An 8,683-nucleotide genomic window follows, 5' to 3' on the forward strand; every position below is an offset into this window, starting at 1 on the left:
GTGACGAAGCCACTGACCAAGGACGACTACCGCCCGGACGACGTCACGGTGCACCGCGACCCCGCTCGGCTGAACAGGGTCGTGCGGACCCTGCGCAACGCCGGGCGCAACGTCGCGCTCGTGCCCACGATGGGCGCCCTGCACGCGGGCCACCGGCAGCTGATCCGCGAGGCCAAGGTCATGCAGAACACGGTGATCGTGGTGTCGATCTTCGTGAACCCGTTGCAGTTCGGGCCGAACGAGGACCTCGAGAAGTACCCGCGCCAGTTCGAGTCCGATGTGGACATCTGCCGCGAGGAGCGCGTGGGCCTGGTGTTCGCGCCGTCGGTCGAGGACATGTACCCCGAGGGCGCGCAGGTCACCGTCCACCCCGGACCGCTGGGCGACGAGCTCGAGGGCGTCGTGCGTCCCGGCCACTTCGCGGGCGTGCTCACGGTCGTGTCGAAGCTGTTCAACATCGTGCAGCCGACGTTCGCGGTGTTCGGGCAGAAGGACTACCAGCAGCTGCAGCTCATCGACAAGATGGCGCGCGACCTGAACTTCCCGCTGGACGTCGTCGGCGTGCCGACCGTCCGCGAGCACGACGGTCTCGCGCTGTCGTCGCGCAACGCCTACCTGACCCCGGAGCAGCGCCACCACGCCGTGACGCTGTCGGCCGCCCTGACCGCCGGCGCGTACGTGTCGGCGCAGGGCGGGGACGCGGTGCTCAAGGCCGCGCACGAGGTGCTGGCGCAGACGCCCGAGATCGAGCTCGACTACCTGGAGCTGCGCGGGCCCGGCCTCGGTCCCGCGCCGGAGAACGGCGACGCCCGGCTGCTCGTCGCGGCCCGCGTCGGTTCCACCCGCCTGATCGACAACATCGCGGTGTTGCTCGGCGAAGGCGACGAGTAGGGGGAATGACATGTTCCGCACGATGCTGAAGTCCAAGATCCACCGCGCGACGGTGACGCAGGCAGACCTGCACTACGTCGGTTCGGTGACGGTGGACGAGGACCTGATGGAGGCCGCCGACCTGCTGGCGGGCGAGAAGGTCGCCATCGTCGACGTCACCAACGGCGCCCGCCTGGAGACCTACGTCATCCCCGGCGAGCGCGGCACCGGCGTGCTGGGCATCAACGGCGCGGCGGCGCACCTCGTGCACCCCGGCGACATCGTGATCCTGATCGCGTACGGGCAGATGGACGACGCCGAGGCGCGCGCCTACAAGCCGCGCGTCGTGTTCGTGGACGCCGACAACAAGGTCGCCGACCTGGGCACCGACCCCGCGCACGCCCCCGAGGGCTCCGGTCTGGTGAACGGCTCCACGAGCGCGCCTTCTTCTGAGACCGTTGAGGCGACCGCGCTCGACGCTTTGATCCAGGCCGAGAACTGAGGAACATCACGTGCTGCTCGCCATCGACGTCGGCAACACCAACATCGTGCTCGGTCTGTACGACGGGGTCGGCGACTCGGCCCCGCTCGTGCGCGACTGGCGGATGCGCACCGACGCCAGGATGACCGCCGACGAGCTCGCGCTGACCATGCGCGGCCTGCTCGGCGAGTACGCCGACAAGATCACCGGCATCTCCGCGCTGTCCACCGTGCCCGCGGTGCTGCGCGAGCTGCGGGTCATGCTCGGCCGCTACTACGACGCCGTGCCGAAGATCCTGGTGGAGCCGGGCGTGAAGACCGGTGTCCCGCTGCTCGTCGACAACCCGAAGGAGGTGGGCTCGGACCGCGTGATCAACACGCTGGCCGCGCACCACCTCTACGCGACCTCGTGCATCGTCGTCGACTTCGGCACGTCCACGAACCTCGACGTCATCTCGTCGCGCGGCGAGTTCCTGGGCGGCGCGCTGGCACCGGGCATCGAGATCTCGGTCGACGCCCTCGCCTCCCGCGCCGCCCAGCTGCGCAAGGTCGAGCTGATCAAGCCCCGCAACGTGATCGGCAAGAACACCGTGGAGTGCCTGCAGTCCGGCATCGTCTACGGGTTCGTCGGCCAGGTGGACGGGCTGGTGCGCAAGATCACCGAGGAGCTCCAGCAGACCGACCCCGGTCCCGTGACCGTGATCGCCACCGGCGGCCTCGCGCCGCTGGTGGTCTCGGAGTCCTCGACGATCGCGCACCACGTGCCCGACCTGACCCTGCTGGGGTTGCGCATGGTCTTCGAGCGCAACATGCCCGCCGTCACTCGCTGACGCGCACCATCCGGAAGACCTCCGCGCGCAGGGGGACGTCGAACGGTCCGTTCGACGTCTCCGGGTGCCCGCGGAGGAACGCCAGCATCTTCTCGGTGATGGCGGCCCGTTCCTCGTCGTCGATGACGAGCATGCGCGAGTGCGTGTTGATCCACGCGACCGCCGCCTCCGGCGAGTCGCGGTGGTGGGAGTGCGGGAACGCGGCGCGCTCCTCCGTCGTGAACGAGGGGTGCGCCATGATCGCGACGGGGTCGTGCCGCTGCGACTCGACGCTGCTCAGCGACACCTGCTCCAGCTCGCGCACCCAGTCGACGTCCGTGACCGGCTCGGTCCACATGGCCGCCAGCACGCCGCCGGGACGCAGCACGCGCGCGATCTCCGGCAGCGCCTTCTCCTGGTCGAACCAGTGGAACGCGGTGCCGACGAACACGGCGTCGACGGTCTGGTCGGGAACGGGGATGTGTTCGGCGTGGCCCGGCAGCGCGCGCACGCCGTGCACTCGGCGCACCAGCTCGGACAGCATCTGCTCGTTGGGCTCCACGGCTGTCACGCAGTGGCCCTCGGCCACCAGGCCGCCGGTCAGCTTGCCGGTGCCGGCGGCGAGGTCGAGCACGTCCAGTCGCTCGGTCCTGTCGCCCAGGGGCTCCAGAGCCCACCGGATCGCCGCCACGGGATAGTCAGGCCGGTGTTCGGCGTAGGCCCCTGCCTGCGCGCCGAACGAGTCCGCTCGCCTCGCGTGTAGATCCATCACCCCAACTTAGTGAGTGGACCGGTGTCCAGAATGGTCTGGTGGGTGTTCTTCGGGGCGCGGACGAGCCGGTTCGCACGTCTGACGTAGTGGCTGATCACCCGCGGGCGGGCCCCGTCCGCGATACCAGCGGACCGTGCACCCGTTCGGCTCCAGGCAATTGAGCGGTATCACCGGCGGAACCGTGCCGGGGCTAGCGTGATCGCGGGTTCAGCAGGTTCAGCCCTCCGTGCACGGCGTCGGCGTGTTGCGGCGCACCTCGTGAAACAGGTATCCGGTTCGCTTTGTCCTCTCGGGTGTCCGTACCCTTCTCCGCGTGAGTGAGCAGCCGAAGCAAAACCTCGTGACCAGCGAAGAAGACCTGCCAGAGCAGATGCGCGTGCGCCGGGAGAAGCGTGCGCGGCTGCTCGCTTCCGGTAAGGAGCCGTATCCCGTCGAAGTCGCGCGCACGCACACGTTGCGCGAGATTCGCGACGCCCACCCCGAACTCGAACCCGACACGCAGACCGGCCAGCAGGTCGGCGTCACCGGCCGCGTGATGTTCATGCGCAACACCGGAAAGCTGTGCTTCGCGACGTTGCGCGAAGGCGACGGCACCGAACTGCAGGCGATGCTGAGCCTCGCCGGAGTCGGTGAAGAAGCGCTTTCCGAGTGGAAGACCGACGTCGACCTCGGTGACCACGTTTTCGTGAGCGGTGAGGTCATCAGCTCACGTCGTGGCGAACTTTCCGTGATGGCCGACGGGTGGCAGCTGACGTCGAAGTCGTTGCGCCCGTTGCCGGTAGCGCACAAGGAACTCGGCGAGGAAACCCGCATTCGTCAGCGTTACGTCGACCTGATCCTCAGGCCGATGGCGCGTGACACTGTTCGGACCCGTGCGAACGTCGTTCGTTCTCTGCGCGACTCGTTCCACCGGCGTGGATTCCTCGAAGTCGAGACGCCGATGTTGCAGACGCTGCAGGGCGGTGCCTCCGCGCGTCCGTTCATCACGCACTCGAACGCGCTCGACATCGACCTGTTCCTGCGCATCGCGCCGGAGCTCTACTTGAAGCGCTGCGTCGTCGGTGGGATCGAGAAGGTCTTCGAGATCAACCGCAACTTCCGCAACGAGGGTGTGGACTCGTCGCATTCGCCCGAGTTTTCGATGCTGGAGTACTACGAGGCGTACGCCACGTACGACTCGAACGCGGTACTGACGCGCGAGCTGATCCAGGAAGCGGCGGAAGCTGTCACGGGTTCTCAGATCGTCACGTTGGCGGACGGCAGCGAGTACGACCTCTCGGGTGAATGGACGACGCTCAGCATCTACGAGTCGTTGTCCGAAGCTGTTGGTGAGGAAATCACCCCCGAGACGCCGGCCGAGACGCTGCGCAAGCTTTGTGACCGCCACGAACTCGAGGTGAACCCGAAGTTCGGGCACGGCAAGCTGGTCGAGGAGCTGTGGGAGCACCTGGTGTGCGACTCGCTCTACGCGCCGACGTTCGTGCGGGACTACCCGGTCGAGACGTCTCCGCTGACCAGGCAGCACCGCAGCAAGCCTGGTGTGGCCGAAAAGTGGGATCTGTACGTGCGCGGATTCGAACTCGGCACCGGTTACTCCGAACTGGTGGACCCGGTCATCGAGCGGGAACGCCTCGAAGCACAGGCGCGTCTTGGTGCCGCCGGTGACCACGAGGCCATGCCGATCGACGAAGACTTTCTGCGATCACTGGAGTACGGAATGCCACCGAGTGGTGGCGTCGGAATGGGTATCGATCGGCTCCTGATGGCCCTCACCGGTCTGGGTATCCGCGAGACCATCTTGTTCCCGCTCGTTCGCCCTGAATGAGTAACTTTCCGGATGTCGATAGGTGCAATGCGGCACCCGTGCGCTAACCTGCCTCGCAGAAGGCTTTAGTTGGCGACGCGGGTGACCGCGCATTCGGGGTCCTGGAGGATACGCATGGCGCAGAAGGTCACGGTGACCCTCGTCGACGATCTGGACGGTTCCACTGCTGAGGAGACCGTCGAGTTCGGACTGGATGGTGTCGCCTACACGATCGACCTTTCCTCGGGCAATGCGGGCAAACTGCGGGACGCTCTTGCCGACTTCGTGGGAAGTGCACGTCGTGCCGGTGGACGCAAGCGGCTTGGACCGGGTCGTCCGGCCGGTGCGGTGAAGGCGCGTCCCGCCTCGGCGGATCGTGAGCAGAACCAGGCCATTCGCGAGTGGGCCCGCAAGCAGGGCATGAAGGTGTCGGACCGCGGCCGCATCCCGGCCGAGGTGCTCGACGCCTACCACCAGCAGGGCTGAAATTCGCTAAAACACGAAGGGGTTCCGGGGAAGATTCCTCGGAACCCCTTCGTGCTTTCTGAGTGACTGATCAGCTACCGGCTGCCTCCGGAAGGCGGAACGGTGCGATCCAAACGAGATCGTGAACACTCTTGCTGCTGACTTTTTAGTTGACCCGACAACGGGTTGGTTGAACATTCTTTCGGGTTCTTCCGAGTCGTGTTCCCGAGCTCCGCGACTGTCCGATGTGACCAGAACCGGTGCCCTGGACCCCGGTGTGACCAGGCGGTTCGGTTAGGCTTACCTCTCCTGTGTGGATCGAGGAGGGTGGGCCTTGGGTCGTAGGTCGTTGGGCCTGCTCTTCCTGCTGGTCGTGCTGGTCGCCGTGTGCCTGGCGAGCATCGCGGTCGGCTCGAAGGAGATCCCGCTGTCCGGGGTGTGGCACGGTCTCTTCACGCCGACCGGTGTCGAGGACGACGTGGTGATCCGCGAGCTGCGGATCCCGCGCACGGTGCTCGGCATCGCGGTGGGCATCGCACTCGGTGTGGGTGGCGCTCTCATGCAGGGCCACACGCGCAACCCGCTGGCGGACCCCGGCATCCTCGGCGTCACGCACGGCGCGGCCCTGGCGGTCGTGCTCTCGATCTTCCTGCTCGGCGTCAACTCGCTGGTCGGCTACATCTGGTTCGCCTTCGCCGGCGCGATGATCGCGAGCGTCCTGGTGTTCCTGCTCGGGTCGGCCGGGCGGGGTGGTCCCTCGCCGGTGACGCTGGCGCTGGCCGGTGCCGCGGTCTCCGCGCTGATGAACGGCCTGGTGTCGGCGATCGTGCTGCTCGACCAGCAGTCGCTCGACGCGTTCCGGTTCTGGCAGGTCGGCGCCATCGCGGGCCGCGACCTGACGGTGCTGACGCAGGTGGCGCCGTTCCTTCTCGCGGGGCTGGTCATCGCCGCGTTCAACGCGCCGGGGCTCAACGCCATGTCGCTGGGCGAGGACGTGGCGAAGTCGCTGGGCGTGAACGTCCGGCAGACGCGGTCGCTGGGCATCTTCGCCATCACGCTGCTGGTGGGCGGGGCTGTCGCCGCGTGCGGGCCCATCGGGTTCCTCGGGCTCGTGGTGCCGCACGTCGCGCGCGCGTTCACCGGCCCCGACTACCGCTGGATCCTGCCGTACTCGGCACTGCTCGGCGCGATCCTGATCCTGTTCGCCGACATCGTCGGCCGGGTGGTCGCCCGCCCGTCCGAGGTGGAGGTCGGAGTGATGCTGGCGCTGATCGGCGCCCCGTTCTTCATCTTCCTGGTGCGGCGCAAGAAGCTGGTGAAGATTTGACGACCGCTGTGAAGACCCCCGCTGCCAAGGCGCCCGCTCTGCGCGTGGGCGCGGCCTCGTTCAAGCTGCGCCGCCGGCCGATGCTGGTGGTGGCGATCTCGCTGGTCGTGCTGGCGGCCGTGCTGGTCGCCGACATCATGGTCGGCGACTTCCCGCTGACCGTGACCCAGGTCGTCGACACCCTGCTCGGCGGAGGCACGCGCCGCGACCAGTTCGTCGTGATGGAACTGCGGATGCCGCGAGCGCTGACCGGCCTGCTCGTCGGCGGTGCCCTGGGCCTGTCAGGCGCGATCTTCCAGGCCATCGTGCGCAACCCGCTGGCCTCACCGGACATCCTCGGCGTGACGTGGGGAGCGGGCGCCGGTGCGGTCTCGGTCATCACCTTCGCGGGCTCGCTGGGCGTGGTGACCGGCAGCGCGGCCTCGATCGGCGTCCCCCTGGCCGGACTCTGCGGCGGCCTGCTCGCGGGCCTGCTCGTCTACGCGCTGGCGTGGCGGCAGGGCATCGAGGGATTCCGGATGGTGCTCGTCGGCATCGGCATCACCGCCGTGGCCGGCAACTTCACGCACTACCTGCTGACCGTGGGCGACGTGCAGGACGCCGGCCGCGCGATGGTGTGGATCACCGGCTCGCTGAACGGCCGCGGCTGGGAACACGTCGTCCCGGTGGCCCTGGCGCTGGTCGTGCTGATCCCGGTCGCGCTGGTCGGCGGCCACGTGCTCGGCGCCCTGCAGTTCGACGACCAGACGTCGCGCGGCCTGGGCATCCGCGTCAACGCGGCGCGGTCGTTCCTGATCATCGTGGCGATCGTGCTGGCCTCCGTGGCCACCGCCGCCGCGGGGCCGATCACGTTCGTCGCGCTTGCGTCGCCGCAGATCGCCCTGAGGTTGTCCGGGACCGCGCAGCCGCCGTTGTTCGGGTCTGTCGTGGTCGGAGGCGCGCTGGTGATGTTGTCGGACCTGGTCGCGCGGACCATCTACCGGACCGAACTGCCGGTGGGCGTCGTCACGGCGGTTCTCGGTGCGCCCTATCTGATGTTCCTGCTGATCCGAAGCCGCCGGGAGGCGCGGGTATGAGTGTGCGTCTTGAGGCTTCTTCGCTGTCCATCGGCTACGGGGAGCGGCTCGTCGTCGACTCCCTCGACCTGTCGATCCTCGACGGGACGGTCACCGCTGTCATCGGGCCCAACGGGTGTGGCAAGTCGACCCTGCTGAAGGCTCTGGGGCGGTTGTTGCCCGCTCGGTCCGGCGCGGTGCTGCTGGACGGGAAGCAGATCGAGTCGATGTCCACCCGGGACGTCGCTCGGGTGCTGGGGATGCTGCCCCAGGCTCCTTCCGCGCCCGAGGGGTTGACGGTCGCGGACCTCGTCGCGCGGGGGCGGCATCCGCATCAGTCCTGGTACCGGCAGTGGTCGTCCGACGATGCCGCTGCTGTTGACGCCGCGTTGGCCATGACCGGGATCGTGGATCTGGCCGAGCGGACCGTCGACGAGTTGTCCGGTGGGCAGCGGCAGCGGGCCTGGATCTCCATGGCTCTGGCTCAGGGGACCGATCTGCTGCTGCTCGATGAGCCGACCACCTATCTGGACCTCGCCCATCAGATCGATGTGCTGGACCTGGTCCAGGAACTGCACGCCTCCATGGGGCGGACCATCGTGATGGTGTTGCACGACCTGAACCTGGCTGCTCGGTACGCGGATCGGATCGTTGCCATGCGGGGTGGGCGGGTTGTCGCCCAGGGGACGCCTGGTGAGGTGTTGACCGAGGAGATGCTGTTGGAGGTGTTCGGGTTGGACGCTCGGGTCGTCGAGGATCCGGTTTCCGGGACGCCGTTGGTGGTGCCCGTCGGGTCTCGGCATCGGCTGCCTTAGGTTGTCCCGGCATCGGCTGCCTTAGGTTGTTGCCTTCGGTTGTTGCCTTCGGTTGTCGGACCCTCTGAGTACGTTGTGATGTAGGGGTTCCCGATTCGGGGGGACGCCTGCGTCAGCGTTCGCTGCTGTTGCGGGCGGCGTGGTTGCGTTGCGTGCTTCCCCTGGGGGCTCTGCCCCCAGACCCCCGGCAATCTGATCAGGGGGCCAGCGCTGTTCGCGGGTTGATGGCACGCCTGTTGCTGTGAGCGGCTGCCTGTTGCGTTGCTGGGTGGCGTCGGCGGTGGGG

Annotated in this window: 9 protein-coding genes; 8 read left to right on the plus strand and 1 reads right to left on the minus strand. The window is 67.9% G+C overall.

Features of this window, described 5'->3' with window-relative positions; translation table 11 throughout:
- The 3 genes from panC to ACWF7A_RS38625 are packed head-to-tail and all read left to right on the plus strand — an operon-like array spanning position 1 to position 2,180.
- Positions 1 to 891: a pantoate--beta-alanine ligase gene (panC, locus tag ACWF7A_RS38615; RefSeq protein WP_452255446.1), complete on the plus strand. Its 891-nt coding sequence runs from the start codon at positions 1 to 3 to the stop codon at positions 889 to 891.
- A 10-nt stretch (positions 892 to 901) separates the two neighbouring features.
- The gene (gene panD / locus ACWF7A_RS38620) at positions 902 to 1,372 is read left to right on the plus strand and encodes an aspartate 1-decarboxylase (RefSeq protein ID WP_452255447.1); all 471 of its coding nucleotides are present in this window, start codon (positions 902 to 904) and stop codon (positions 1,370 to 1,372) included.
- 10 nt (positions 1,373 to 1,382) lie between these two features.
- Positions 1,383 to 2,180 carry a type III pantothenate kinase gene (locus ACWF7A_RS38625; RefSeq protein ID WP_191302510.1) on the plus strand — a complete coding sequence of 266 codons (798 nt, stop codon included), beginning with the start codon at positions 1,383 to 1,385 and terminating at the stop codon, positions 2,178 to 2,180.
- Here ACWF7A_RS38625 and ACWF7A_RS38630 read toward each other — a convergent pair.
- On the minus strand, positions 2,170 to 2,928 hold the full coding sequence (locus ACWF7A_RS38630) for a class I SAM-dependent methyltransferase (RefSeq protein ID WP_452255448.1): 759 nt from the start codon (positions 2,926 to 2,928) through the stop codon (positions 2,170 to 2,172). The two genes, ACWF7A_RS38625 and ACWF7A_RS38630, sit on opposite strands and share 11 nt — an antisense overlap.
- Positions 2,929 to 3,301: 373 nt before the next feature.
- On the opposite strand from ACWF7A_RS38630, the gene lysS reads away from it, so the two are divergent.
- From lysS to ACWF7A_RS38655, 5 genes are all read left to right on the plus strand, one after another.
- Positions 3,302 to 4,756, plus strand: a complete 1,455-nt coding sequence (gene lysS, locus ACWF7A_RS38635; RefSeq protein WP_452255458.1) for a lysine--tRNA ligase — start codon at positions 3,302 to 3,304, stop codon at positions 4,754 to 4,756.
- Between the two features lie 114 nt (positions 4,757 to 4,870).
- The gene (locus ACWF7A_RS38640; protein WP_452255449.1) at positions 4,871 to 5,221 is read left to right on the plus strand and encodes a histone-like nucleoid-structuring protein Lsr2; all 351 of its coding nucleotides are present in this window, start codon (positions 4,871 to 4,873) and stop codon (positions 5,219 to 5,221) included.
- Positions 5,222 to 5,534: 313 nt separating this feature from the next.
- A complete protein-coding gene (locus ACWF7A_RS38645) occupies positions 5,535 to 6,527 on the plus strand; it encodes a FecCD family ABC transporter permease (RefSeq protein ID WP_452255450.1) in 993 nt (330 codons plus the stop codon).
- Between the two features lie 8 nt (positions 6,528 to 6,535).
- Positions 6,536 to 7,603 carry a FecCD family ABC transporter permease gene (locus ACWF7A_RS38650; RefSeq protein ID WP_452255451.1) on the plus strand — a complete coding sequence of 356 codons (1,068 nt, stop codon included), beginning with the start codon at positions 6,536 to 6,538 and terminating at the stop codon, positions 7,601 to 7,603.
- Positions 7,600 to 8,397: an ABC transporter ATP-binding protein gene (locus ACWF7A_RS38655; protein ID WP_452255452.1), complete on the plus strand. Its 798-nt coding sequence runs from the start codon at positions 7,600 to 7,602 to the stop codon at positions 8,395 to 8,397. Before ACWF7A_RS38650 ends, ACWF7A_RS38655 begins: the two co-directional genes overlap by 4 nt.
- The last annotated feature ends 286 nt before the right edge of the window (positions 8,398 to 8,683 follow it).

This window comes from Lentzea sp. NPDC055074, assembly GCF_053608005.1.

Coding starts and splice junctions, on each gene's coding strand:
- ACWF7A_RS38640 (WP_452255449.1), top strand. CDS start 4,871: ATGGCGCAGAAGGTCACGGTGACCCTCGTCGACGATCTGGACGGTTCC.
- ACWF7A_RS38630 (WP_452255448.1), bottom strand. CDS start 2,928: ATGGATCTACACGCGAGGCGAGCGGACTCGTTCGGCGCGCAGGCAGGG.
- panD (WP_452255447.1), top strand. CDS start 902: ATGTTCCGCACGATGCTGAAGTCCAAGATCCACCGCGCGACGGTGACG.
- lysS (WP_452255458.1), top strand. CDS start 3,302: ATGCGCGTGCGCCGGGAGAAGCGTGCGCGGCTGCTCGCTTCCGGTAAG.
- ACWF7A_RS38655 (WP_452255452.1), top strand. CDS start 7,600: ATGAGTGTGCGTCTTGAGGCTTCTTCGCTGTCCATCGGCTACGGGGAG.